We start from the raw sequence: 23,521 nt of genomic DNA on the forward strand, positions 1-23,521 counted from the left end.
AGGAGCGGCATCGCGGTGGCACGGACCGGCCTGGCAGTGCCAGGGCATCTTCCGGGGCCAGCCCGCACGGAAAGGCCGCCCTCCCCCGCTGCGTCCATGGGCGGGTGAGGGCGGCCGGTCCGGTCAGTGACCGCCGGTCAGCTGGCCGGCGAGGCGCTCGTGCATGGTCGCGCTCGGCTCGTTGAGGCCGATGATGGTGACCTTCTTGCCGCGCTGCTTGTACTTGGTCTCGATCGCGTCCAGTGCGGCGACGGAGGAGGCGTCCCAGATGTGGGCGTCGGTCAGGTCGATGACCACGTCGTCGGGGTCGTCCTTGTAGTCGAACTGGTAGACGAGGTCGTTGGAGGAGGCGAAGAACAGTTCGCCGGTGACCGCGTAGACGACCTGGTTGCCGTCGGGGTCGACGACGCCGGAGACCTCGGCGAGGTGGGCGACACGCTTGGCGAAGATGACCATCGCGGTGATCGAGCCCACGACGACACCGATGGCCAGGTTGTCGGTGGCGACCACGACGATCACGGTCACGGTCATGACGAGGGTCTCGCCCAGCGGCATCCGCTTCAGCGTCTTGGGCTGGATGGAGTGCCAGTCGAAGGTGGCGACGGACACCATGATCATGACGGCGACGAGGGCGGCCATGGGGATGTCGGAGACGACCGGGCCGAAGACGACGCACAGGACCATCAGGAAGGAGCCCGCCAGGAAGGTGGACAGGCGGGTACGGGCCCCGGACACCTTCACATTGATCATCGTCTGGCCGATCATCGCGCAGCCGCCCATGCCGCCGAAGAAGCCGGTGACGATGTTGGCGACGCCCTGGCCGATCGACTCACGGGTCTTGTTGGAGTGCGTGTCGGTGATGTCGTCGACCAGCTTCGCCGTCATCAGCGACTCCATCAGACCGACCAGCGCCATCGCGAAGGCGTAGGGGGCGATGGTGGTCAGCGTGTCCACCGTGAACGGCACGTCCGGCAGCCCCGGCACGGGCAGCGAGGACGGCAGCTCACCCTTGTCGCCGACGGTCGGCACCGCGATCGCTGCCGCCACGGTGATCACCGTCAGGATGACGATGGAGACCAGCGGGGCCGGGATCACCGTGGAGACCTTCGGGAAGAACACCATCAGCGCGAGGCCGCCCGCGACCAGCGGGTAGACCATCCACGGCACATCGTGCAGTTCGGGCACCTGCGCCATGAAGATCAGGATGGCGAGGGCGTTGACGAAGCCGACCATGACGCTGCGCGGCACGAACCGCATGAGCTTGGCCACACCGAGCGCGCCCAGGATCACCTGAAAAACGCCGGCGAGGATGACGGCGGCGATCAGGTAGCCGAGGCCGTACTCGTGGTTGAGCGGGGCGATGACCAGGGCGATCGCTCCGGTCGCGGCGGAGATCATCGCCTTGCGGCCACCGACGACCGAGATGACCACGGCCATGGTGAAGGAGGCGAACAGGCCGACCGCCGGGTCGACCCCGGCGATGATCGAGAAGGAGATCGCCTCGGGAATCAGGGCCAGGGCGACCACCAGGCCGGCCAGCACCTCGGTACGCAGGACCTTCGGAGAGTCGACCCAGTCCGGCTTGGACAGGCGGAACTTCGGGGCCGCGGGCAGCAGTGAGGACATGCAACCGTTTCTGTTCAGGTGCGCATCCATGCCGCTGAACGCACACGCGTCGTACCGATTCCGCAAAAGGACGGGATCCTCCGGCGGCCCGGCCGCTTCAGCGGGGGCCTTGCCGGACAGGGCGGCAACCTTACGGCTACCGTTCGGGCATCATTGCCCGGAAGTCTGCGGGGGCCGCCGGAGCCCGGTCGGGGTCCGCGCTACGGCCCGGTCGCCTCTACCGTGTACTGGACAACAGAGACGAGCACGCAAAGGACTCTACCCTGACGTGATGGCAGAGTGCGACTCGCGGCTTGTGAAACCCAGGTAAACAAGGCCCGGAGACCCGTGATTGATCTCACGTATCGTTGGTCACTTCACAGTTTCGGAAACATCCGGATATCAGAAGGAGCAGGCGCAGCGATGAGCGAGCGGCAGATGCAGATCGGCGAGGTGGCCGAGCGGACCGGTTTGTCTCTGCGCACCATCCGGCACTACGAGGAAGTGGGCCTGGTGATCCCCTCGGCCCGCAGCAAGGGCGGCTTCCGGCTGTACACGGAGTCCGACGTCGAGCGCCTGATGGTGATCCGCCGGATGAAGCCGCTGGACTTCTCCCTGGAGGAGATGCGGGACCTGCTGGACATCACCGACCGGCTCGCCGCCACCGACAACCGGCCCGCCGGTGAGGAACTCGAGCGTCTGCGGGAGCGGCTGGACTCCTACCGCAAGGTGACCGACGCCCGCTGCGAGACCCTGCGGGCCCGGCTGGAGATGGCCGAGGACTTCGCCACCACACTCCGCCGCCGGCTCCAGCAGGACGCCCACCCGGGCAACTGAACCACTCCGGCCTCGATCACGGCCGTGCGGGTGATGCGCGGACCCGCGAGACCGGCGTGCGATCAGTCTCGCGGGGTGCGGCCGGTGACGCCCCGGGACGACAGCCCCGGGGTTCCGCCTCTGTGGCCCGAGGCGGAACGAACGGCGGCATCCCGACCATCCATCTCTCACCTTACGCAAGAGTCTGCCCGCCGGAAAGTGCTCTACACGGCGGGCAGACTCGATCACGGCTTCACGTGCGGGTAGAGTTGGGTGGTGTCGAAGGCGTCAACTGGACAGGCCCTTCGGCGCGGCAGCCCCCGGCCGGTCTCCATACGTACATGGCCCGGGGCTGCCGTTGGCAGCGCCGCTCAGCACCGGCGGACGGCCGGATGCGGGATCAGTCGACCGCGGGCACCCGACGCCGCGCGCGGCGGCCTCGCCGTACAGACCGGTGACACGGATACCGGCAGCATGTTCAGTCGGCTGTGGAAACCGAGACGGACACCCAGCAACAACAGCATCGCGGTGGCATCGGCCTGACCGGGCGGCCTCGGCCGTGAAGGGGTGGCCCAGTTCCGCCGGTCGATCGGCATCCTGCACAGCGGGCTGCACGGGCAGTCGGCCGTCCAGCCCGCTGGGTCGCCTGTCCGGGCCCGGCCGTGGTCAGTGTGTCGCGGTGTCGTACAGCCAGTGGCCGCGGGTGCGGGGCATCTTCGCGTGTCCGGCCGTGGTGGTGCGTACGGCGAGGATCTGGTTGACGCCGATGCCATTGCGCTCGAAGGCCAGCGCGGAGGCGGCCATGTACAGGCGCCAGACCCGGGCGCGGCCGGCCGTGGTGAGGCGTACGGCCTCGGGCCAGTGGTGCTCCAGGTTGGCCACCCAGGCGCGCAAGGTGAGGGCGTAGTGCTCGCGCAGGGCTTCCACGTCGCGTACTTCGAATCCGGCGTCTTCGAGGAGTGCGGTGGTGGTGGCGAGGGGTGCGAGTTCGCCGTCGGGGAAGACGTAGCTGTCGATGAACTCGTCGATTTCGTAGGTGCTTTCGTCTTTCCGTGGGCGGCGGGAGATCTGGTGGTTGAGGAGTCGCCCGCCGGGCTTGAGGAGTTGGTGCAGCGTCTCGGCGTAGAGGCGGAACTGCGGGGATCCGACGTGCTCGGCCATGCCGATGGAGGAGATCGCGTCGTAGGGGCCGTCCTCGATCTCGCGGTAGTCCTGGACGCGGATCTCGGCCCGGTCGGTGTATCCCGCGTCGGCGAGGCGTTTGCGGGCGAGGCCGGCCTGTTCCTCGGAGATGGTGACGCCGACTGCTTCGACCCCGTAGTGCTCGACGGCGTGCAGCACCATCGAGCCCCAGCCGCAGCCCACGTCGAGGAGCCGCCGGCCGGGCCGCAGGCCGAGTTTGCGGCAGATCAGGTCGAGTTTGGCGCGCTGGGCGTCTTCCAGGGTTGCCTCCGGGCTCTCCCAGTAGGCGCATGAGTAGACCATGGAAGGGCCCAGGACCAGGGAGTAGAAGTCGTTGCCGACGTCGTAGTGGTGGCTGATGGCGTCGCGGTCGCGGCGCAGGCTGTGCAGGGGGCCGCGGCGGGAGCCGGCCTCCTCGCGCGGTGGCGCCGGGGGCAGGGCGGGTCCGGCCAGCGCGAGGGCCTCGGCTGCCAGCCGCACATTCCTCGGATCGCGCAGTGCGGCGAGCGCGCTGAGGACGGCGTGCCGCTTCGGCCGGATCTCTCCCCGGTCCCAGACGACGCCGGACATCCGCTCCAGCGCCTCGTAGAGGTCACCGTCGATGTCGACGTCGCCGGCCACCCAGGCGCGGGCCCAGCCGAGTTCGCCGGGCTTCCAGGCCAGGCGGTGCAGGGCGCGTCGGTCGCGGACGACGAGGACGGGGCCCCCGGCCGGACCGGCCTCGCTGCCGTCCCAGGCGCGCAGCCGCAGCGGCAGCGGTCTTCCCACCGCCTGCCGCACCAGTTCCGCCAGCCGCGTGGCTGCGTCAGTCATGATCCAAACCTCCTGGAGGGTCAGCGATGCCCAGTGCGGGGCGTCCGTGGAAGACGCCGGGGCAACCGAGTCGAGCGAAGGGGTTTGAGGTGTGCACCGCGTACTCAGGACCGGCCGAGCGGTGGTCCGGGCGAGAGCCGCGTGCGCCGCGGCGCTTCCGCGATCGCTGGGCGATCGGTGTCGCGGGGTGGGGCCGGGGCCGGAACATGCGGTCACCGGGTCAGGCGGTGGAGTGCGCACGGGCCGGGTCCGGAGTGGTCAGGGCATGGTCCCGGGTCCGGCCCGCGCACACAGGACCGCCCCCTCCCGCACTGCGTGGTCCGCGAGAGGGGGGCGGCCGGTCTCAGTGGCCGGCGGTCAGCTGACCGGCCAGCTTGTCGTGCATCTCGGCGCTGGACTTGTTCAGGCCCACGATGGTGACCTTCTTGCCGCGCTGCTTGTACTTGGTCTCGATCGCGTCCAGCGCCGCCACGGACGAGGCGTCCCAGATGTGGGCTTCGGACAGGTCGATGACCACGTCATCCGGGTCACCCCTGTAGTCGAACTGGTAGACGAGGTCGTTGGAGGAGGCGAAGAACAGTTCGCCGGTGACCGCGTAGACGACCTGGTTGCCGTCGGGGTCGACGACGCCGGAGACCTCGGCGAGGTGGGCGACACGCTTGGCGAAGATCACCATGGCCACGAGGCAGCCGAGCACGACGCCGATGGCGAGGTTGTGGGTGACGACCACGGCCGCGACCGTGACGGCCATGACGGTGGTCTCCCCGACCGGCATGCGCTTGAGGGTCTTCGGCTGGACCGAGTGCCAGTCGAAGGTCGCGAAGGCCACCAGGAGCATGACAGCGACCAGGGCAGCCATCGGAATGTCGGAGACGACCGGGCCGAACACCACCACGAGCAGCAGCAGGAAGACACCGGAGAGGAAGGTCGACAGGCGGGTGCGGGCCCCGGACGTCTTCACGTTGATCATCGTCTGGCCGATCATCGCGCAGCCGCCCATGCCGCCGAAGAGCCCGGTGATGACGTTGGCGACGCCCTGGCCGATCGACTCACGGGTCTTGTTGGAGTGGGTGTCGGTGATGTCGTCGACCAGTTTGGCCGTCATCAGCGACTCCATCAGCCCTACCAGCGCGAACGCGAAGGCGTAGGGGGCGATGGTGGTGAGCGTGTCCAGGGTGAGCGGAACGTCTGGCATGCCCGGCACCGGCAGGGAGGAGGGCAGGTCGCCCTTGTCACCGACGTTCGGCACCGCGATCCCGGCCGCGATCGTGATGACGGTCAGGATGACGATGGAGACCAGCGGCGCCGGGACGGTCTTGGTGATCCTGGGAGAGAGCACCATGAGCGCCAGTCCGCCGATGATGAGCGGGTAGACGGCCCAGGGGACATCGCGCATCTCCGGCACCTGTGCCATGAAGATCAGGATGGCGAGCGCGTTGACGAAGCCGACCATCACCGACCGGGGCACGAAGCGCATGAGCTTGGCCACGCCGAGGACGCCGAGGACGATCTGCATGAGGCCGCCGAGGACGACGGCGGCGATGAGATAACCGAGGCCGTACTCATGGTTGAGAGGTGCGATGACCAGGGCCATCGCACCCGTCGCGGCGGAGATCATCGCCTTGCGGCCACCGACGACCGAGATGACCACGGCCATCGTGAACGACGCGAAGAGACCCACGGCCGGGTCGACCCCGGCGATGATCGAGAAGGAGATGGCCTCGGGGATCAGCGCCAGGGCAACGACCAGGCCGGCCAGCACCTCGGTACGGAAGACCTTCGGGGAGGCGAGCCAGTCGGGCTTGACCGTGTTCCTCGGAAAACGGGCGCGGAACCTGGGAGCTTGGGACAGCGGTGAAGACATGCAACCGTTTCTGTTCAGGCGCACACGTCCACCGTCTGGACGCACGCGCGTCGTACTCGACTCCACACTGGGGAGGAATCCCCGGCGGCCCGGCCTCGATGGGGGCCCTGCCGGATGAGGTGGCAGCCACTACGGCTGCCGGTCGGGCATCGTCGCCCGGAAGTCTGGGAGTGCTGACGGGGCCAGGACGGACGGGCCCGCGCTGTGGAGGCACCGCCTCGACTGCGCCTTTACAGTCCGGCCGCCCTCGACCATGACTCTACCCTGACGTGAGGGGAGAGTGCGAGTTTCTGCTTGTGAAATGCAGGTGAACCACACGCGCGGCCCACAGGTGTCCGACGCGCAAACGGGAGCGGCTCAAGCGTTCGAAAGGCGGCGGGCGCAGCGTTATGCCGGCCTCGGAGTTGAGGTGGTCGACGACGGCATGGCTGCCGCCTGCACGCCGCCTGCGGGCAGGGGGCGTGCCCATACCGCAGATCGCCCAGGAGCTGGTTTCACCTCGGGCAAGAACAAGGGTCAGGGCCCTTTGGCCGCCACCGTCTTCCGCATCCTCGCCGAGGAGGACGCGGCCGACGGCACCGTGGGAGCCCAGACGTGATGGACCGGGCCCGGCGCGCTACGAAGAACACTGCCGGGGCAGCTCCGCTCAGGGCAGCTGCCCGTGAGTCCACAGGCCCGGGTGCTCCCGTTACGGCGTGGAGAATGGTCTGATGAGCAACCCTGTCATGGACACGTCCCCGGGCCGGGCCCGCAGCGACGACACCGGCTCACGTCGGCCACTGCTGTGGGTGTTGCTGGCGGTGGTGCTGTGGAGCGGCATGGCGGCGCTGATCGGGGCGGCGCTTCAGGAGGTGTCCGCGCTGCGGCTGCTGGTGTGGAGCTACCTCCCGGCTGCCGCCGTGGTAGCGCTGTACCACCGCGTCGTGCGGCACGAGCCGGTGCGGGAGTTGTTCGCCGTGCCACCGCGGTTGCTGGCCATGGGCCTGCCCGGAATTCTGCTGTGGCCGGTCGGCCTGGTCACCGGCCTGGCGCTGGCGCCGCTGGTGCAGGCCAACCTCATCAGTTACCTGTGGCCGCTGCTGCTGGTGCTGCTCGCGCCGCTGGCCGGCGAGCGGTTTCGCGCCGTATATCTCCTGGCCGCGCTCGTCGGCTTCGGCGGCGCGGCACTGCTGGTGCTCTCCCACTCCGCGGCCGCAGGGTCCACCCCGTATGCAGCATGGGGTTACCTGGCCGCGTTCGGCGCAGCCGCAGGCTGGGCGGCCTACGGCATCTTCCTGAGCCGTCACCGTCCGCTGCGCGGCCGTGTCCCGGCACTGATCATGTGGTCGGCGCTCGTCCTGCTCGTGGTGGCCGCCGTCACCGGCGATCTGGCGCCGCCGTCCGGCACCACAGTCTGGGCCTGCCTCGCGCTGGGGGCGGGCCCGCTGAGCATCGCCTTCCTGGCCTGGGACCGGGCCACCGCACAGACCAGCATCGCCCGCCTGGGCATCCTGTCCTACCTCGACCCGCTGCTGTCCACCCTGCTGCTCGCATGGGTGCTGTCCCGCCCGCTGACAGCCAGCGACTGGACGGGCCTCGCCCTGGTGATCGCCGCAGCCGCCATCGCCGAGGCCGGCCCCCGCGCCGCAGCGTCCAGGCCCACCACTGCGGCCACCGAGGAAGGCACAGGCTGACAGCAACCTGCCGCACCACCCCGGCCCCACTGGTCTCGGCAGGCCCACCCTCGGCCCTGCACCCAAAACAGCTCGTCGTCGCCCTGAGGCAGAGTGCTGCCGGTTGGCCTGCCAGGGAGACTCGAAACGCTCGGACGCGGCCCCAGGCTGGACCTCCCATGGAGCCACCCCGCCAATCCCTGCCGCCACCGCGGGCGGGAGAATCCCCCGCGTGGAAGCACTGCAGGTCATCGCCATCGTCGTCGCAGCCTTCGGTACTGCGGTCCTGTCCGCGGTCGCCGGGTTCGGCGGCGGGGTGCTGCTGCTGCCGGTGTTCGTCGCCGTCCTGGGCACCCGGGACGCGGTCGCCGTCCTGACCGTCGCCCAACTGGCCAGCAACAGCAGCCGGGTGTGGTTCAACCGCCACGACGTCGACCGGCGCCTGGTCGGCATCTTCGCCCTCGGCGCCGTCCCGGCCGCCGTCGCCGGCGCGCTGCTGTTCGCCACCGCACCGCTGCCCGCTCTCACCCGCCTCATCGGCGTGTTCCTGCTGGTCATGGTCGTCTGGCGGCGCTTCAAGCCGCACGCCGCCCGGCTGGACGACCGCACCTTCGCCGCCGTCGGCGCCGCCTCCGGTTTCGGCTCCGCCCTGGTCGGCTCGGTCGGACCGATGGTCGCCCCGTTCTTCCTCGCCCGCGGCCTCCTCAAGGGCGCCTACATCGGCACCGAGGCCGCGTCCGCCGTGGTGATGCACCTGACGAAACTGGTCGTCTTCGGCGCCGCAGCCGTGCTGACCGCCTCCAACGCCGTCATCGGACTGGCCCTCGCACCCGCCAGCACCGCGGGCGCCTGGACCGGCAAGAAGATCGTCGACCGGCTCCCCGCCCATGTCTTCGTCATCGTGGTCGAGATCGGCCTGATCACCTCCGGCCTCCTGCTGGCCGTCACCGGCGGCTGATCATCCGTCGGGCATCAGCACGGGCACGGGGCGGGGCCACGTGCCAACGTGTTGCCAGTTACTCGCTCTCGCCTACGAAACCGGCCGGTGGCGTGGCCGGTGAGGGTGGGCGAGTGGCTGCCGCCGGGCGGCCGGTACGAGTACGAGGGAGCAGTCAGCGTGGCGCAGCAGGGACCGCAGGACCTGGCCGAGCGATGGAACACCACCAGGTCGTGATCTACCTGGCGGCGACGGCTGCCGGCGGCCTGTTCGGATGGGCGGCCCCAGACCTCGGCCCGGGCCTGGAGCACGTGATCACCCGGTCGTCGGGGCGCTGGTGTTCGTCACCTTCCTCCAGGTCCCCGCCGCCGAACGGGTCCGCTCCGCTCCCTGCGCGACGTCCGGTTCCTGTCCGCCGCCGTCTGGCGGGGCGTCGCGCGGTTCGCGCTGGCTTCGCGGAGTCAGGCGTGCCGGGCGAGTTTGGCGGCGGAGACGAGAAGGATCACGGCCAGTGCGGGGATGAGCACCGCGTCCGGGAACACGCCGAGCAGGAGCCCGCCCAGCACCGCGCCGGTGACCGAGCCTGCCACCATGACCAGGGTGAAACGCAGGTTGGCGCCCAGGACCGCGAAGCTGCCGTCGCGGCTGTAGCGGGCGAAAGCGACCAGCATGGTCGGCAGTGACACCAGCAGGGACAGGCTTCCCGCCGTTTTGATGTCCAGGCCGAACAGCAGCACGATCGTCGGGATCAGCAGCTCACCGCCCGCCACGCCCATGATCGCCGCGACCACCCCGATGCCGAACCCAGCCACCACCCCGATCGGCACCTGCGCCGCCAGGGGCAGGGCCAGGGTGCCCAGCGTGGTGGTGTGAGTGACCACCAGGGCCGCGGCCATGAGGACCATCAGCCCCGCCAGCACCTTGTACAGGGTGGAGCTGCGCATCCGTACCGCCCACGATGCCCCGGCCCACGCGCCCAGCAGGCTCCCCGCCAGCAGATTTGCCGCGACGGGCCAGTGCACGGCCACCTCGGAGGCGGGCACAGCCGCCATGCGGGCGGGCAGCGCGACCAGGACCACCACCAGGCTCATCGCCTTGTTCAGGATCACCGCGGAGAGCGCGGCGAACCCGAACAGGCTGATCAGCAGCGGCAGGCGGAACTCGGCGCCGCCCAACCCGATCATCCCGCCCAGGACGCCAACGGCCGCCCCCGTGGCGAACACCAGGGGCAGCGAGCGCGCCGAACGCAGCGGAACGAGGTTCTGGTCGATTGCCATGGTGGACATCATCCCTGGTCACAAGCTGTGCCCGACAAGGGTGCGGGCCATCTTTGGAAGAAGGCACCGGGCACCCGTCAAGGCGTCCACAAGACCTCTGAACCCGTGGGGAGCCGGCCGCGGTGCTCAATCCGCTCCGCCGTCGTCATCGTCGTCGAGCGGCGTCCGGGGCGCGCAACAGCCGCAGGCCCCCGTCGGCCGGCGTGGAGGCGGTGAAGTTGTAGCGGTCCAGCACGTTGAGGTTGCGGTGCATGAGCGGGGAGAGCCGGGCGATGTCCTCGACGCGGATCTCGTGGTCCCCGGTGCGGAACTGGGCGACGGAGGCGTCGAGGTAGTGCGTGGTCCACCAGCACGACGGCGGTCAGGACCAGGCCGACCGAATAATCCGTCGAGCAGATCCGACCCGCCCTGATCATCCCCACCGGCAAGCGCAAGGGACAGAACCCGTCCGTCGCCAGCATCTACCGGGCGCAAGCCGAGCACGAGAGGACCCAGGCGTACCCGAAGGCAGTCGAGACGGCACACGCCGACTTCGCCGCCCTTCAGCAGCGCGACCGCAGGCCCCATGTAGTCACTCAGCGTTACTCGCCACTTGGCGGCCTAGGGTCTGTATGGAGTTGTGATCAAGGCTGTGATCCGAGGTGTCGGATCCAGAGGAGGCCGGCGCATAATTCGAGTCCGGCCTGGTAGCTTTCAGGCTTTTTGTCGTAGCGGACGGCGAGGCCACGCCAGTCCTTGATCTTGTTGATGGTGCGTTCGACGCTGTTGCGGAGCTTGTACAACTGCTTGTCCCAGGTGACGGGCCGTCCGCCGCGTGAGCCACGGTTCTTGCGGTGGGCGGCCTGATCCTTCTTCTCGGGGATGACCGCTTTGATCCCGCGTTTGCGCAGGTGGGAACGGTTCTGGCGGGACGAGTACGCCTTATCGCCCGCGACTGCGTCCGGCCGGGTGCGGGGCCGGCCGACCGGGCCGGGGACGTGGATCTTGTTCAGGACGGGGATGAACTGCGGACTGTCCCCGGCTTGCCCCGCAGTGATCTTCAGTGAGAGGGGCAGGCACTGCGGCACACAGGACAGGTGCGTCTTCGTGGTCAGTCCGCCGCGGGAACGCCCCAGGTCAGCAGCGGCGAGCCGGGCCCTGCGGCGACGCCTCACACGTCGTCGTTCTTCCCGCTCCGGGTCCAGCTGCCCGTCTTGTTCCTGGCCGGCGCCCCTTTTTCCGCGGCGGCCTTCTCCAGCACGTCCAGGATCTCGGGCTCCACGATCATCCCGGCAGCATCATGATGGGCCCGGACCGTGGTCGAGTCCACGCTGACCAGCGACAAGTCCACCAGGCCCCGCTTCGCCGCCTCGGCGATCGCACCCTGGAACACCGCGGTGAACACCCCGGCATCCCGCCACTGCCGAAACCGGCCGTAAACGGTGGACCAGCGCCCGAACCGTTCGGGCAACTCCCGCCATTTCGCCCCGTTCCTGAACCGCCACACGATGCCCTCGAAGTGCGCCCGCAGATTCTCCGGGTACGGCCCATACTCACCGACCGGCAGGAACGGGGAGACGAACTCCCACTCGGCATCCGAAAGTTGAGGTCGAGACACCCCACCGTTTTACCCCAGGGCCCCCGGCTTTCCCAGGCCGGGGGCTCACGAGATCACAACTCCATACAGGCCCTAGTACGAGAACTGGGCGCACCGATCAGGTGTGCGGTCAGGACTCCGGTGAGAAGGGCCCAGACGACGGCGGCCCACCCGGACTGGCTCCAGCCGATGGCCGTCACGCTCACCGCGACCACGCCTGCGGCTGCGATCGCCCGCCGGTCGGCCGTGAAGGCCCATTGGCGGCGGGCGCTGCCCGGGTGTCGGAACTCGGTGAACGCGGTGCGGATGACGAGAGCCGCGACGATGATCACGGGCGCGAGCGGCGATGCCTCGCTGCCGTCCCCCATCAGGTGTCCTGCCTGTCCGGTCCGGCGTCGGCCGAGTGGGCCTGCTGGTAGATGTCGGGGATGCCGTCCGCGTCGGCGTCGAGGTTCTCCGCCTCGTACAGGCGCCGGTAGATCGTGTTCCGGCGGCGCAGCAGGGCGGCGGCGAGCAGGGCGGCGAGCACGGAGGCGATCAGGACCGCCGCCTTGACGTGCTCTGCGGTCCGGCCGTCGGGGAAGGCGAGTTCGCCGATCAGCAGGGCGACGGTGAAGCCGATCCCTGCCAGGGCCGACAGGCCGAGCACGTCGGCCCAGGCAAGGTCTGGGTTGAGGCGGGCGCGGGTGAAGCGGGCGGCCAGGTACGTCCCGGCGAAGATGCCCACGGTCTTGCCGGCGACCAGACCGATGACGACGCCGAGGGGCTCGGGGCTGGTGAAGACCTCGCCCAGGGCCGCGCCGGTGATGCTCACCCCGGCGGCGAACAGCGCGAACAGCGGCACCGCGACTGCGGCCGAGATGGGGTGTACCAGGTGTGCGACCCGGGCGGCCGGGGACTTCGTCTCGCCTGCGTCAGGGGTGGTGCGCAGGATCAGCCCCATCGCGACCCCGGCGACCGTGGCGTGGACGCCGCCGTTGTACATCAGCGCCCAGATGGTGAGGCCGAGAGGGACGTACCACCACCAGCCGCGTACCCGCGCCCGCTGGAGCAGGTAGAAGACGACGAGTCCGGCGAACGCCCCGGCCAGCGCCCACAGGTTCAGGTCGGAGGTGAAGAAGAGCGCGATGATCAGGATGGCGCCGAGGTCGTCGACGACCGCGAGGGTCAGCAGGAACGCCCGCAGCGCGGCCGGCAGGTGGGTGGACAGGACCGCGAGCACGGCGAGGGCGAACGCGATGTCGGTGGCCATCGGCACCGCCCACCCGTCCAGGTTCCCGCCGCCCGCCGAGGCGGTCGCGGCGTACAGGGCGGCGGGCACGGCCATTCCGCACACTGCGGCGATCACCGGCAGCGCCGCGGTGGCCGGGGTGCGCAGTGAGCCGACGACCAGTTCACGCTTGAGTTCGATCCCGGCGACCAGGAAGAACACCGCGAGCAGCCCGTCTGCCGTCCAGTGCCCCACCGACAGGTCCAGGCCGAGGGCCGGTATCCCGAAGTGGAGATCCCGTATCTCCTCGTACGCCCCGCTCCACGGGCTGTTCGCACACACCAGCGCCACCACCGCGGCAGCGAGAAGGACCAGGCCGCCGACGGTCTCGGTCCGCAGCGCACGGGCGATGGCCTGACGCTCCGGAAGCGGAAGCAGGCCCAGGAAGTAGGAACGCGAGCGAACGTCAGACACGGCAGGAGTCCTCCGGGGTGTCGGCAGAAAAAGGGCACACGGCCCTACGGACGCCGACCAGACTTCCCGGCACACCCCGCGCCAGTTCTTGACGCGTTCTTTACACCGTATCGAGCCCCGGGCCCGCTGTCTCCCCCGCGGTCGCTCAAGATCGACATGATGCGGCGCTGCGACCTGGCCAACCGGCCCTGCCGGGTGGTTGTCCGTGCCGGGCTCGGCCAGCGTGGCTCCGGCGGCCGTAAGCCGCGGGTCGCGGGGTGGCCTTCGGCGGCGTCGTGTGCGCCGGTCGACGTCAGTCGTGGGCGGCGATGAGGTGGTCGAGCCGGGCGTCGGGGAACTCGCGCTCGAAGGAGTTCGCCTGCCAGCCGTCGGCGAAGAGGGCGAGCTGTGCCTTGTCCCGGATGCGGGTCAGGGCCTCGCCCTTGACGATCCGGGAGCGGTTGAGTGCCTCCGCGCCGGACGTGTCGGTGGCGCGGGCCAGGTGGTAGGGCAGCATCTCCAGTCTTACGGCGGCGGAGAACTCCCCGGCCATGCGGGCGCTGACGACGTCGAACTGCATCGGCCCGACCGCGGCCAGCACCGGTGCCTGGTCGCCGCGCAGGTCGGAGACGAGGACTTGGACCACGCCCTCCTCGTCCAGCTGTGAGATGCCGCGCCGGAACTGCTTGGAGCGGGAGAGGTCGACCGGGCGGACGACGGCGAAGTGCTCCGGCGCGAAGGTCGGCATCGGCGGGAAGACGGCCGCCTGGTCGGCGTAGAGGGTGTCGCCGACGCGCAGGGCGGTGGCGTTGACGAGGCCGACGACGTCGCCGGGGTAGGCGATGTCGACCATGGAGCGGTCCTGGCCGAAGACGCTGTGCGCGTACTTCGTGGCGAAGGGCTTGCCGGAGACGGCGCGGGTGACGGTCATGCCGCGTTCGAAGATCCCCGAGCAGACCCGCATGAACGCGATCCGGTCCCGGTGGGCGGGGTCCATGTTGGCCTGCACCTTGAACACCAGCCCGGAGAACGGCGCGTCCACCGCCCGGGTCCCACCGCCCTCCAGCTCGCGCGGACCGGGCGGCGGGGCGAGGTCGACGACGGCGTCCAGTACCAGCCGTACGCCGATGTTGGAGATCGCCGCGCCGAAGAACACCGGTGTGGTCCGGCCCGCCAGGAACGCCTCCTGGTCATGTACGGCGCCGTCGGCACCCAGCAGCTCCAGTTCCTCGGCGGCCTTCTCCCAGTCCGCGCCCTCCTCGGCGGCGGCCTGCCCGGCCGGGACGCTCTCCTCGATCGCCTCATGGGCGCCGCCGGGGGTGCGGGTGTAGCGCAGCATCCACTCCGGCCGCCGTACGTCGATCAGGCCGCGCATGTATCCGGCGTCACCGACCGGCCAGACGATGGGGGTGGGCCTCAGACGGAACTCGCGCTCGATCTCGTCCAGCAGCTCCAGCGCCTCGCGGCCGGGCCGGTCCCACTTGTTGACGAACGTGATCACCGGGATGCCCCGGTGGCGGCAGACGTCGAAGAGCTTGCGGGTCTGCTCCTCCAGGCCCTTGGCCGCGTCGATGAGCATCACCGCGCAGTCCACCGCCGACAGCACCCGGTAGGTGTCCTCGGAGAAGTCCGCGTGACCGGGCGTGTCCAGCAGGTTCAGCACACACCCGCGGTACGCGAACTGCAGCACCGCCGAGGTGACGGAGATGCCACGGGCCTTCTCCATCTCCATCCAGTCCGAGGCCACCCCGCGCCGCCCCGCCTTCCCGTGCACCGCGCCCGCCTCTGTTATGGCGTGCGCGTGCAGGGCGAGAGCTTCGGTCAGCGTGGACTTGCCCGCGTCCGGGTGACTGATCACGGCGAACGTCCGCCGCCGGGCCGCCTCGCCGGCCGCCCACCCATCGCTCGAACTCATCGCACGACCTCCACCCCGGCGCCGGCCGTCGCCGAGGCATCCACGACCCGGGCCAGATGCCGGTGCAGGGAATGGGCGAACTCCTCCGCCTGCCCCAGCTGCCGGCGCAGATCCTCGCACCGCGCGTCCGCTTCGACCCAGTACTTGCGCAACCGTTCCACCAGTTCCTCGTGTGCTTGCTCGTCGCTCTCCGGCAACGGCGCTCCGTCGGCGGGAAGCTGTTCCAGCAGGTCCAGCAGGGCCCGTACGTCCTCCAGGCAGAAGCCCAGCGGCCGCATGCGCCGCACCAGCGCCAGGCGGCGCACCTCGGCCTCGGTGAAGAGGCGGAAGCCGCCGTCACTGCGTTCGCTGGGAGTGACGACGCCGACGTCCTCGTAGTGGCGGATCGTCCGCAGGGACAGCCCTGTGCGCTCGGACACCTCGCCGATCTGCATCAGCCTTCCGGTCACGGCCCCACCGCCTCGCGTCGTGTGCCCGGCGTCCTCGCCGGACTACAAACCTACCCTGACGTTAGGGTAGATTGGCAATCGTTGCGACGGGGGAAGCCCTTGACAGGCCGCCGTCGTCGCCAGGCGGTGCCGCCCTCTTTCCCCCGAGGGGCGGTGCCGTCCCCCGACCATCATGGGCGAGGGCGGACCGCGCCGTCGGCCGCCCGACCTCGCCTCAGGAGTCCGTAACGCCATGCGCATGGGTGTCCTCACGTCCGGCGGCGACTGCCCCGGCCTCAACGCCGTCATCCGGTCCGTCGTCCACCGCGCCGTCGCCGGCCACGGTGACGAGGTGATCGGTTTCCGGGACGGCTGGAGGGGCCTGTTGGAGTGCGACTATCTCAAGCTCGACCTCGACGCGGTGAGCGGCATCCTGGCCCGCGGCGGCACGATCCTCGGCTCCTCCCGGGTCCGGCCCGAGCAGCTGCGGGACGGCGTGGAGCGGGCCAGGGGCCATGTCGCCGAGCTGGGACTCGACGCGGTCATCCCGATCGGCGGCGAGGGCACGCTGAAGGCGGCCCGCCTGCTGTCGGACAGCGGCCTGCCGATCGTGGGCGTACCGAAGACCATCGACAACGACATCGCCGTCACCGACGTCACCTTCGGCTTCGACACTGCTGTCGGGGTCGCCACGGAGGCCCTGGACCGGCTGAAAACCACCGCCGAGTCCCACCAGCGCGTCCTGATCGTGGAGGTCATGGGCCGCCACACCGGCTGGATCGCCCTGCACTCCGGCATGGCGGCCGGCGCGCACGCGATCGTCGTGCCGGAGCGGCCTTTCGACATCGGGGAACTCGCCGCGAAGGTCGGGGAGCGCTTCGCGGTCGGCAAACGGTTCGCGATCGTCGTGGCGTCGGAGGGTGCCAAGCCGAAGGCCGGGACCATGGATTTCGACGAGGGCGGCAGGGACGTCTACGGCCACGAGCGGTTCGCCGGGATCGCCCGCCAGCTGTCGGTCGAGCTGGAGGAGCGCCTCGGCAAGGAGGCCAGGCCGGTCATCCTCGGACACGTCCAGCGCGGCGGCACCCCGACCGCCTACGACCGGGTGCTCGCGACCCGCTTCGGCTGGCACGCCGTGGAGGCCGTGCACCGCGGGGAGTTCGGGATGATGACCGCGCTGCGCGGCACCGACATCGTCATGGTGCCCCTGGCCGAGGCGGTCGAGACGCTCAAGACCGTTCCGGCCGGCCGTTACGCCGAGGCCGAAGTGGTGATGTGAGATGACCTCGCGCCCACGCCTCCGCCGCATCCCCTGGGGCTCGGTCAAGCAGGTGCCCGCCCCGCCCCCGCCCCGCCGTCACCGTCGGGGTCCGGCCGCCGCCCGCCCTCAAGGGAGACCGAGTTGACCACCACCCCTTCCCCGACCTCACCCGCACCGGCACAGCCGTGGTCAGCACCAGCTACGTCGGGGACTGCGACCGGCAGCAACTGCTCACCGACGCCGAAGCCGGCGCACTGGCCTGCGCGCCTCCGCCACACGGCCTCGCCGCCGTGAGCTGGTTCGCCAGTACGGACGGCGAAACCGTGCTGACCCTCGCGCAGTGGGACAGCGCCCCGACACACGAGGCGTACCTGCGCGGTGGCGGCTACGCGGCCCCGCTGGCCGGCCCGCCCGGCTTCCGCCTCCACCGCAGCCTGGCCCAGGAGGACGAGTCCCGCGTTCCGGGCTGTCTGATCACCGCCGCCTTCGACGTCGACGGCCCCGAACGGCAACGCCACCTCGCCGACAGCCTCATCGCCGTCCAGCCCGCGGACGGCGGCCACCCCGGCGCGGTCTCCGCGCACTTCCTGCTCAGCCACGACGGCACCCGAGTGCTCCTGTACACGGAGTGGACCGGCATCGAGGCGCACCAGGAGGCCGCCGAGGCCGGTGATCACGACAAAGTCCACGCGCTCATGTCCGGCACGCCCGGCGTACGGCTCACCCACGGCGGGCGCTACCGCCTCCACCGCACGCTGTCCCTGTAGAGCTCTAAACCGTTCCGCCGCGCCGTCGGCGCCGAGTCACGGACACGCTCTTCCCGTGGCGGCGGATGGGTCAGGGGTGGATGCGCTGGAGCCAGCCGTGGGGGTGGCAGGTGAGGCCGTACAGCTCAAGGTCGCGGCGCACGTGGAAGTGGCGTCCCTGGTCCGTGGTGAGCCAGTCGAGGATGGCCGGCACGACCCCGCCGGGCAGTCCGGGGGGACACAGCTGCGGGATGTCGACGATGCCGTCTTCGACGACGAAGTAGCCGTCGGCCGCGACGAACGAGGAGAAGTGCCGCAGGGCGGCATAGGTGGTCGCGTAGGTGTGGGCGGTGTCCTCGACGACCAGGCACCGTGCGCCGGCGGGAACGTGCCGGGAAACGGCTTCGGTGATACCCGGGTCGGTGATGTCTCCCTCGACGAGGGTGATGTCCTTGGCGAAGTAGGGGTCAGCGTCCTGCAGGAGCGCCTGAGCCCGGTCCTGGGCCAGGTCGACGGTGACGACGCGGATGTCCTCGGGCACGCGGCCGTATGCGGCCAGGGTGCGCAGGCGGTCGCGGCACCACAGGGCGGAACCGCCCAGGTGGGTCCCCAGTTCGATGACCACCTGACTGCGGGAGAGCCACAACAGGTGTTCGAGCACGCGCAGGTCCTCGGGGAACTTCTTGATGCGCAACCCGGCGTAGACGTCGCGCAGGTGCTGGCGTTCGCGTTCCTTCCAGTACTGCAGGAGCCTTCCTTCGGGCAGGGCCCGCACGTGAGGGGGGAGTTGCGTGGCGGGTTTGCCGTCCATGCTGCTTCGTCGCTCGGTCACAGGGATCTTTCCGTCTCCGTGCAGGGGGGATGCCGATACGGCTCGGGACGGACGCAGCGTGATCAGGTCTCGGTCGGCAGACCGCACGGCATCCGTCCCACGCGGGTCCTCAAGTTCGGGGCAGCCCCCAAGAGGCCGGCACATTGGGTCGGCGGGTGCTGTTCAGTACGCCCACCAGCGGCCCGCGGACAGCTGAGGGACCCAGCGGGCCACGCCGTCCTCGCCGACGCGCCGCGCGTAGGCGGTCTTCATCTGGGCGCTGTGGACGGTGCAGCAGAGCGACCAGTTTCCGCGGGCGTCGACGTACTCGAAGGCCACGTCACCGGCCTCCGTGCGGGTGGCGCGCCCCGCGGTGAGGATCATCTCGCTGCCGTCGGCCATTTCCACCAGAAAGATCGCCATCAGGTTCCTCCCATCGGGCATACGAAGCGTCAGTAGCACCACCAGATGCCGGTCGTCGGCTGGGGCAGCCAGCCGTAGCCGCCGCCGTCGACCGGGGCCTGACGGAACACCGCGGTCACCGCCTCGACCGGGTACGTCTTCACCCGGACCGCCGGCCCGTACTGGCCGGTGCGTTCCAGCACGATCTCTCCCTCGGCCGTGCATCCGGCGGCGTCCGCCTCGATGACGGCGTCCTCGCCACTGGCGAGCTGGAGCATGAACAGGGCCATGGTTCGGCTCTCCTTGCCGTCTCAGGCGCCGACCGGAACCCGCGGCAGGTCCTCCCAGACCTGGCGCAGTTCGGTGTAGCGGCGGTCGGGCAGCGCCGAGAGGACCTCCCGGACTTCCGGACGGGCGCCGACGGCGGCGATGAGCATGTCGTGCTTGCTCACGGCGCCGTTCGTGAACAGTCCGGCCAGTTCGTCGGCGATCTCGATGCGGGTTACCTCTGCGGTCATGGCTCTCCCCAGGGTGTGGAATGCGTCAGCGCGGGCGCTCTTCGGCGGCGCTGCACTGGTCGGGGCAGCCCGGGCGGGCGGCTCTGGCGCCGCCCCCAAGCAGTGGCCGAGACAACGCGGAGTACACCGCCTGGGGACGGCATTTGGAAGCAGGCCGACTATGTCGGCGAGCAACACTACTCTAACGCAAGGGGAGAGTTGATTGGCAAGGGCCATATAACGATCAGCAGCTTCCCGAGGGCGGAGAAGGGGTGGACGTGCGCGCAGATTTCCCCATCATTGACGCGAGGTGAGAGTATGCTGCCGAGTGGGCGGCGCCGTGGAGACTGGTGACGCGTCGCCTCGCGGATCCGGAGCCGTATCCCCGTGCGGCCCGCAGGCCGCGGCCGTACGCCCCGGGGGCGAAGTTCCCGCCCGTTCTGTGCTCCCGGGGCGTCGGCGTCTCCTCAGTCACGGCTTCTCATTCACGGGTGGAGCAGGTGGAGGCGGCCCGGCAGCGCTTCGATACGCAGGGGGGCGTGGACGTCGTGGGCGGGTATGCCGTCGATGTCCAGCCGGTAGGCACCCCAGGCCCGTTCGAAGCGCAGGCGCCGCACCTGCCGGGAGCCGAAGGCGTCGCCGCTGACCCTGAGCAGGTCCTCGACGGTCAGGGTGACACATAGGGGCTGGTCCCCGGGTGCGGTGATCTTCTCGTTGTCCAGGATGAGGCGCACCCTGCCGGGTTGCGGCTGCAGGGAGGCGATCACCGCTTCGCGCGCCGCGATGGCGAAAGCGCCGCCGGACAGGTGGATGCCCAGGACCGCACGACGGTGTCCGCCGAGGCTGTTCAACTCCCCTCCCTCTTCTCCGTCTTGCCGCTCGATGAGCAGCGGCAGACGCCACAGCGCCGCGGCCTTCATGGCGTGCTCGGGCTGGGGTCCGCCGGCGTACAGCAGGACGTCCACGCGTGGGCGCGGGACTGTCGCGCGTCCCGGTTCGCGGTCGCCCGCCTCGGGCACCAGGCTCAGATCGGCGGCCTGGATGCCCCTCTCGGCGAGGCGGCTGCGCAGAATGCGGGCGCGGTCACGGTCGGCGCGGCTGAAGCCGCGCAGGATGCCGAGCACGGGCCGTGCGGCGGGCAGGGACCGGGTGATCCGGGCGGCGGCCGTCACCAGGCGCTCTGCTTCGGGTTCGATGGCGGCCTCCGTGCGGGAGGAGGGCTGGCGGGGCAGCATGCAGGCTCCTTGTTTGCTCGGGACTTACCGGTTCGACGCGTCGGCAGCGGCATCAGAAGCACACCCGCGAAGACTCCGGGGCCCGCGAGGCCACTCCGGTCGGGGAGCGGGGACGGGGCCTCGCGGGCTGCGGCGCAGGACCGCCTCGGAGTGGCCATACCGTCCCGCCCCTGTGTCTCGGAGCGGGACGCGGACAATCCGAGACCGTGCGTGCATATCTAACCTAACGCGAGAGTTAGCCGAAGGTGAAGCAGCTCATTTACCCGCGCGGTGTGCCCCGGACATGCTCACGCGGCGGTAGAGTTGAGCATGCTGGCCGCCGCATGGGACATCCCGGCCGGCACGGCGGCTCCGGTAGGTCCTCCAGTTATTTGACCGGGGCCGCCGCCCTCCTTCCGACCACGCCAGCCCGCGCCCTGGTAAGGGCCGCTGGTCAGCTCGGAGCGGGCCGTACAGCAGTTCACGACCGTGCTCGTGATGGATGCTGTGCCACCGGTGGCGAGCCAGCGGTGGAGTACCGGCCTGGGGGCCGCGGGCGATCCGGAGATTGCCGGAGACGTTCGCGTGCGGACTGCGGAACGAGGCAGATCACACCCTTCGGTTGCGCGCCGCCGTCAGCACACGGCGGATGCGGCGCAGCCGGCGGCGAACGGCGGCGCCCGCGTCGACGGTGCTGATGCGCAGAGCGAGCAGACCCTGGTGCGGCAGCGGTTTGGCGTACCCGGACGGTCCGTGTCGCCGCAGGCGCGCGTCGGGCAGGGCAGGGTTGTAGGGGACGGGAAGGGTCAGTGCCAGACCGGGCCGCCGCAGTTGGACGGCCAGTTCCCAGTCCCCGGGAGTCAGTCGGCGCCGGCGGACCGCCCTGGCCAGGTCGAGGCGGAGCGTGAAGGATCCTGGCGAGGACAGCTCCACGTCGAGGAACGCGCCGAGTTCGACGCTGTCGCCGCCGCGCGTCGCCCGTACGGTCAGATCATCGGGGGCAAGGCCGTGGATGCCGGTGGAACCGGTGAGCTCCAGGGTGCCGGGGACGCTGTCTGCCCACGCCGCCTTGTTCATCTTCAGGTGTGAGCTCAGGCGGTGCTTCTGTTCGCCGATGTCGAGCGTGAGGTTGCCGTACGGCTTGGTGAAGTACGGCGTGACGACGCGGGTCGCACCGTCGTCGAGGCGGGTGAGATGAAGCTGGGGCCGGGAATCGACGTCATCGGCACATCGGCTGCCGAAACGCGCCTCCTTGTCGATGCCCTGGCTGCGCACGCTCAGGAAGACGTCCCACAGCCCGGGCGGCAAGGGCCGGCCGTCAGCGGCCGTGGCCACGTCCACCCGTAGGGTGAATCCCGCACGGTCGTAGTCGTAGATACCCTCGCCCTCCGCGCTGGTGAGCGCGGGGGTGGCCAGGGCGTCGGCGGGGAAGCAGTACTCGCCTGCGCCGCTGCGCTCCCGCAGCAGCACTTCGGTGGCCGTTTCAGTGGTGTCGACTCGGTGGATGTAGGCGTGCCCGCTCAGGTGCAGTTCGGTACCGGTCAGGGCGACGGTGGCGAGGTGGTGACGGACGGGCAGCTGCTCGGTGATGTCGAAGCAGGCATCCGGCACACCTCGCTCTGGGTCACGGAAGAAGGGGTAGGCGCCGAAGGCGCGCCCCTTGTCGATGACGGCCTTGTGACGTCGGCCCGACCGGTCGAAGGAGATGACTTCGCGCAGTTCCTCCAGCATTCCGCGCCGGGCCAGATGGAAGCGCAGGCGGGTCATCGCGGGCAGCTGCTCGCCGAGCTCGTCGGTGCACCACGCGTCGAGCATCTGCCTGATCTCGGTGAGCGCCGAGTCGCGGATGTCGGGCTCGGTTTCGCGGACGAGGTGGACGAGTGCACCGTTGAGGTCGATCTCCAGGTGACGCCGTACCAGCAGGTCCCGCCGGGGGCCGGCCTCGACCTCGCGGGACAGCAGGTCGAACATCACACGCAGGAAGCGCAACCGTGGGTGCGTACCGCGGGTGGTGAGCGTGACGTTGTTGCCGTCGTCGCGCTCCACCCAGTAGTAGCAGTCGTAGTCGGCGACCACCGAAATCACGGCGGCGTGCAGATACGCCATGGCGACGAAGGGCTGGTCCTCCCCGACCCGGAAGTCGGTGCGGAAACGCAGCCCGAGGCGTTCGATCAGGTCGCGCCGGAAGAGCTTCAGCGGGCTCAGCGTCCAGTAGACGCGGGAAGTGAACAGGTCCGCCTTGGGCTGATTGCGGCGGAACATCGACTGCGGTGCGCCGCGCCCTCCGACACCGACCATCTTGCCCAGCACCACGTCGGAGCCCTGGGCGTCGGCCATGGCCACCATGCGCTCCAGGGCCTCGGGGCCGAGATAGTCGTCGGCGTCGAGGAAGAAGACGTACCGACCGCGCGCCAGGTCGAGGCCCGCATTGCGCGGTGCCGAGGGGCCACCGGAGTTCTCCTGGTGGACCACGTGGACGGCGTCGGGAAACTCCGCGGCCAGCCGGTCCAGTTCGGCTGCGGTGCCGTCGGTCGAACCGTCGTCGATCACGATCAGCTCGAGCCGCTCCCTGCCCAGGGTCTGCTCGACCACGGAGGTCACACACCGGGTCAGGTAGGGCATGGCGTTGTAGGCGCCGACGATGACAGAGACGTCTGGCAGAGCTCTGTCCAGCTCACCGCTCACGGCAGTCTTACCCTCTCGTAAGGTCAGATTGGCGCCCGGCGAGAGCCGGTGGCTCAGGCTCGCCATTGCGGGTCATCAGCGCTTTCGCGCGACCGGGGAACGCCGCACCGTTGCAGCTCCACGGCGGCCTGTAACAGCCGGGCAGATAGGGATACTACCAGGAGACTTTTCCATCCC

General features: G+C 70.1%; 21 protein-coding genes and 3 pseudogenes. 8 read left to right on the forward strand and 16 right to left on the reverse strand.

All coding sequences use genetic code 11. The features are described from left to right. Positions 1–123 precede the first annotated feature (123 nt). On the reverse strand, positions 124–1,626 hold the full coding sequence (locus E4N62_RS38620) for a SulP family inorganic anion transporter (protein ID WP_230222170.1): 1,503 nt from the start codon (positions 1,624–1,626) through the stop codon (positions 124–126). A gap of 402 nt (positions 1,627–2,028) precedes the next feature. Here E4N62_RS38620 and E4N62_RS38625 point away from each other — a divergent pair, with 402 nt between their 5' ends. Beyond that, entirely contained in the window at positions 2,029–2,442 is a 414-nt protein-coding gene (locus tag E4N62_RS38625; protein WP_230222172.1) for a MerR family transcriptional regulator, read from the forward strand. Between the two features lie 645 nt (positions 2,443–3,087). Here the strand turns inward: E4N62_RS38625 and E4N62_RS38630 are convergent. Both E4N62_RS38630 and E4N62_RS38635 read right to left on the reverse strand, forming a co-directional pair. Continuing rightward, positions 3,088–4,416, reverse strand: coding sequence for a class I SAM-dependent methyltransferase (locus tag E4N62_RS38630; protein ID WP_230222174.1), 1,329 nt, complete (start codon positions 4,414–4,416; stop codon positions 3,088–3,090). 343 nt (positions 4,417–4,759) lie between these two features. Continuing rightward, positions 4,760–6,280 (reverse strand): SulP family inorganic anion transporter, encoded by a 1,521-nt coding sequence (locus E4N62_RS38635; protein WP_230222176.1) that lies wholly within the window; start codon positions 6,278–6,280, stop codon positions 4,760–4,762. A 301-nt stretch (positions 6,281–6,581) separates the two neighbouring features. Between E4N62_RS38635 and E4N62_RS38640 the strand changes: the two genes are divergently transcribed. The 5 genes and pseudogenes from E4N62_RS38640 to E4N62_RS38655 form a co-directional block, all read left to right on the forward strand. Continuing rightward, positions 6,582–6,878: a hypothetical protein gene (locus E4N62_RS38640; protein ID WP_230222178.1), complete on the forward strand. Its 297-nt coding sequence runs from the start codon at positions 6,582–6,584 to the stop codon at positions 6,876–6,878. Between the two features lie 112 nt (positions 6,879–6,990). After that, a complete protein-coding gene (locus tag E4N62_RS38645; protein WP_230222180.1) occupies positions 6,991–7,953 on the forward strand; it encodes an EamA family transporter in 963 nt (320 codons plus the stop codon). Between the two features lie 211 nt (positions 7,954–8,164). Further along, on the forward strand, positions 8,165–8,890 hold the full coding sequence (locus E4N62_RS38650; RefSeq protein WP_230222183.1) for a sulfite exporter TauE/SafE family protein: 726 nt from the start codon (positions 8,165–8,167) through the stop codon (positions 8,888–8,890). 87 nt (positions 8,891–8,977) lie between these two features. Continuing rightward, positions 8,978–9,106, forward strand: coding sequence for a hypothetical protein (locus tag E4N62_RS48300; RefSeq protein ID WP_268270308.1), 129 nt, complete (start codon positions 8,978–8,980; stop codon positions 9,104–9,106). Beyond that, positions 9,085–9,292 (forward strand): annotated as a pseudogene (locus E4N62_RS38655) (arsenic resistance protein); the annotation flags it as partial. The gene E4N62_RS48300 and the pseudogene E4N62_RS38655, both read left to right, overlap by 22 nt. A gap of 38 nt (positions 9,293–9,330) precedes the next feature. Here E4N62_RS38655 and E4N62_RS38660 read toward each other — a convergent pair. The 7 genes and pseudogenes from E4N62_RS38660 to E4N62_RS38690 form a co-directional block, all read right to left on the reverse strand. After that, a complete protein-coding gene (locus tag E4N62_RS38660) occupies positions 9,331–10,146 on the reverse strand; it encodes a sulfite exporter TauE/SafE family protein (RefSeq protein ID WP_230222185.1) in 816 nt (271 codons plus the stop codon). A gap of 145 nt (positions 10,147–10,291) precedes the next feature. Further along, positions 10,292–10,526 (reverse strand): annotated as a pseudogene (locus tag E4N62_RS49840) (Tn3 family transposase); the annotation flags it as partial. Positions 10,527–10,769: 243 nt separating this feature from the next. Beyond that, a pseudogene (locus E4N62_RS38670) lies at positions 10,770–11,743 on the reverse strand (IS5 family transposase). A gap of 53 nt (positions 11,744–11,796) precedes the next feature. Beyond that, positions 11,797–12,090 (reverse strand): hypothetical protein, encoded by a 294-nt coding sequence (locus tag E4N62_RS38675; RefSeq protein ID WP_230222187.1) that lies wholly within the window; start codon positions 12,088–12,090, stop codon positions 11,797–11,799. Then, positions 12,090–13,406, reverse strand: coding sequence for a Na+/H+ antiporter NhaA (nhaA, locus tag E4N62_RS38680; RefSeq protein ID WP_230222189.1), 1,317 nt, complete (start codon positions 13,404–13,406; stop codon positions 12,090–12,092). The genes E4N62_RS38675 and nhaA overlap by 1 nt, the downstream gene beginning before the upstream one ends. 292 nt (positions 13,407–13,698) lie before the next feature. After that, on the reverse strand, positions 13,699–15,300 hold the full coding sequence (locus E4N62_RS38685) for a peptide chain release factor 3 (RefSeq protein WP_230222191.1): 1,602 nt from the start codon (positions 15,298–15,300) through the stop codon (positions 13,699–13,701). Further along, positions 15,297–15,749: a MerR family transcriptional regulator gene (locus E4N62_RS38690; RefSeq protein ID WP_230222193.1), complete on the reverse strand. Its 453-nt coding sequence runs from the start codon at positions 15,747–15,749 to the stop codon at positions 15,297–15,299. The genes E4N62_RS38685 and E4N62_RS38690 overlap by 4 nt, the downstream gene beginning before the upstream one ends. A gap of 232 nt (positions 15,750–15,981) precedes the next feature. On the opposite strand from E4N62_RS38690, the gene E4N62_RS38695 reads away from it, so the two are divergent. Both E4N62_RS38695 and E4N62_RS48945 read left to right on the forward strand, forming a co-directional pair. Further along, a complete protein-coding gene (locus tag E4N62_RS38695; protein WP_230222195.1) occupies positions 15,982–17,007 on the forward strand; it encodes a 6-phosphofructokinase in 1,026 nt (341 codons plus the stop codon). A 167-nt stretch (positions 17,008–17,174) separates the two neighbouring features. Next, positions 17,175–17,756 (forward strand): antibiotic biosynthesis monooxygenase, encoded by a 582-nt coding sequence (locus tag E4N62_RS48945; protein WP_230222196.1) that lies wholly within the window; start codon positions 17,175–17,177, stop codon positions 17,754–17,756. A gap of 70 nt (positions 17,757–17,826) precedes the next feature. Here E4N62_RS48945 and E4N62_RS38705 read toward each other — a convergent pair whose 3' ends face one another. From E4N62_RS38705 to E4N62_RS38730, 6 genes are all read right to left on the reverse strand, one after another. After that, positions 17,827–18,567 (reverse strand): CmcI family methyltransferase, encoded by a 741-nt coding sequence (locus E4N62_RS38705; protein ID WP_230222197.1) that lies wholly within the window; start codon positions 18,565–18,567, stop codon positions 17,827–17,829. 162 nt (positions 18,568–18,729) lie between these two features. Further along, on the reverse strand, positions 18,730–18,969 hold the full coding sequence (locus tag E4N62_RS38710) for a hypothetical protein (RefSeq protein ID WP_230222198.1): 240 nt from the start codon (positions 18,967–18,969) through the stop codon (positions 18,730–18,732). Between the two features lie 29 nt (positions 18,970–18,998). Beyond that, entirely contained in the window at positions 18,999–19,238 is a 240-nt protein-coding gene (locus E4N62_RS38715; protein WP_230222199.1) for a hypothetical protein, read from the reverse strand. A gap of 21 nt (positions 19,239–19,259) precedes the next feature. Beyond that, a complete protein-coding gene (locus E4N62_RS38720) occupies positions 19,260–19,466 on the reverse strand; it encodes a hypothetical protein (RefSeq protein ID WP_230222200.1) in 207 nt (68 codons plus the stop codon). 464 nt (positions 19,467–19,930) lie between these two features. Then, positions 19,931–20,680, reverse strand: a complete 750-nt coding sequence (locus tag E4N62_RS38725) for a hypothetical protein (RefSeq protein ID WP_230222201.1) — start codon at positions 20,678–20,680, stop codon at positions 19,931–19,933. A 588-nt stretch (positions 20,681–21,268) separates the two neighbouring features. Beyond that, positions 21,269–23,344 carry a glycosyltransferase gene (locus E4N62_RS38730; RefSeq protein WP_230222202.1) on the reverse strand — a complete coding sequence of 692 codons (2,076 nt, stop codon included), beginning with the start codon at positions 23,342–23,344 and terminating at the stop codon, positions 21,269–21,271. Positions 23,345–23,521: the final 177 nt, after the last annotated feature.

The sequence above is a fragment of the Streptomyces sp. MNU76 genome (assembly GCF_020982545.1).
Classification (GTDB): Bacteria; Actinomycetota; Actinomycetes; order Streptomycetales; family Streptomycetaceae; genus Streptomyces.

Coding starts and splice junctions, on each gene's coding strand:
- E4N62_RS38710 (WP_230222198.1), bottom strand. CDS start 18,969: ATGGCGATCTTTCTGGTGGAAATGGCCGACGGCAGCGAGATGATCCTC.
- E4N62_RS38645 (WP_230222180.1), top strand. CDS start 6,991: ATGAGCAACCCTGTCATGGACACGTCCCCGGGCCGGGCCCGCAGCGAC.
- E4N62_RS38630 (WP_230222174.1), bottom strand. CDS start 4,416: ATGACTGACGCAGCCACGCGGCTGGCGGAACTGGTGCGGCAGGCGGTG.
- E4N62_RS38715 (WP_230222199.1), bottom strand. CDS start 19,238: ATGGCCCTGTTCATGCTCCAGCTCGCCAGTGGCGAGGACGCCGTCATC.
- E4N62_RS38675 (WP_230222187.1), bottom strand. CDS start 12,090: ATGGGGGACGGCAGCGAGGCATCGCCGCTCGCGCCCGTGATCATCGTC.
- E4N62_RS38695 (WP_230222195.1), top strand. CDS start 15,982: ATGCGCATGGGTGTCCTCACGTCCGGCGGCGACTGCCCCGGCCTCAAC.
- E4N62_RS38720 (WP_230222200.1), bottom strand. CDS start 19,466: ATGACCGCAGAGGTAACCCGCATCGAGATCGCCGACGAACTGGCCGGA.
- E4N62_RS38620 (WP_230222170.1), bottom strand. CDS start 1,626: ATGTCCTCACTGCTGCCCGCGGCCCCGAAGTTCCGCCTGTCCAAGCCG.
- E4N62_RS38685 (WP_230222191.1), bottom strand. CDS start 15,300: ATGAGTTCGAGCGATGGGTGGGCGGCCGGCGAGGCGGCCCGGCGGCGG.
- E4N62_RS38660 (WP_230222185.1), bottom strand. CDS start 10,146: ATGGCAATCGACCAGAACCTCGTTCCGCTGCGTTCGGCGCGCTCGCTG.
- E4N62_RS38725 (WP_230222201.1), bottom strand. CDS start 20,680: ATGCTGCCCCGCCAGCCCTCCTCCCGCACGGAGGCCGCCATCGAACCC.
- E4N62_RS38635 (WP_230222176.1), bottom strand. CDS start 6,280: ATGTCTTCACCGCTGTCCCAAGCTCCCAGGTTCCGCGCCCGTTTTCCG.
- E4N62_RS38625 (WP_230222172.1), top strand. CDS start 2,029: ATGAGCGAGCGGCAGATGCAGATCGGCGAGGTGGCCGAGCGGACCGGT.
- E4N62_RS38640 (WP_230222178.1), top strand. CDS start 6,582: ATGCAGGTGAACCACACGCGCGGCCCACAGGTGTCCGACGCGCAAACG.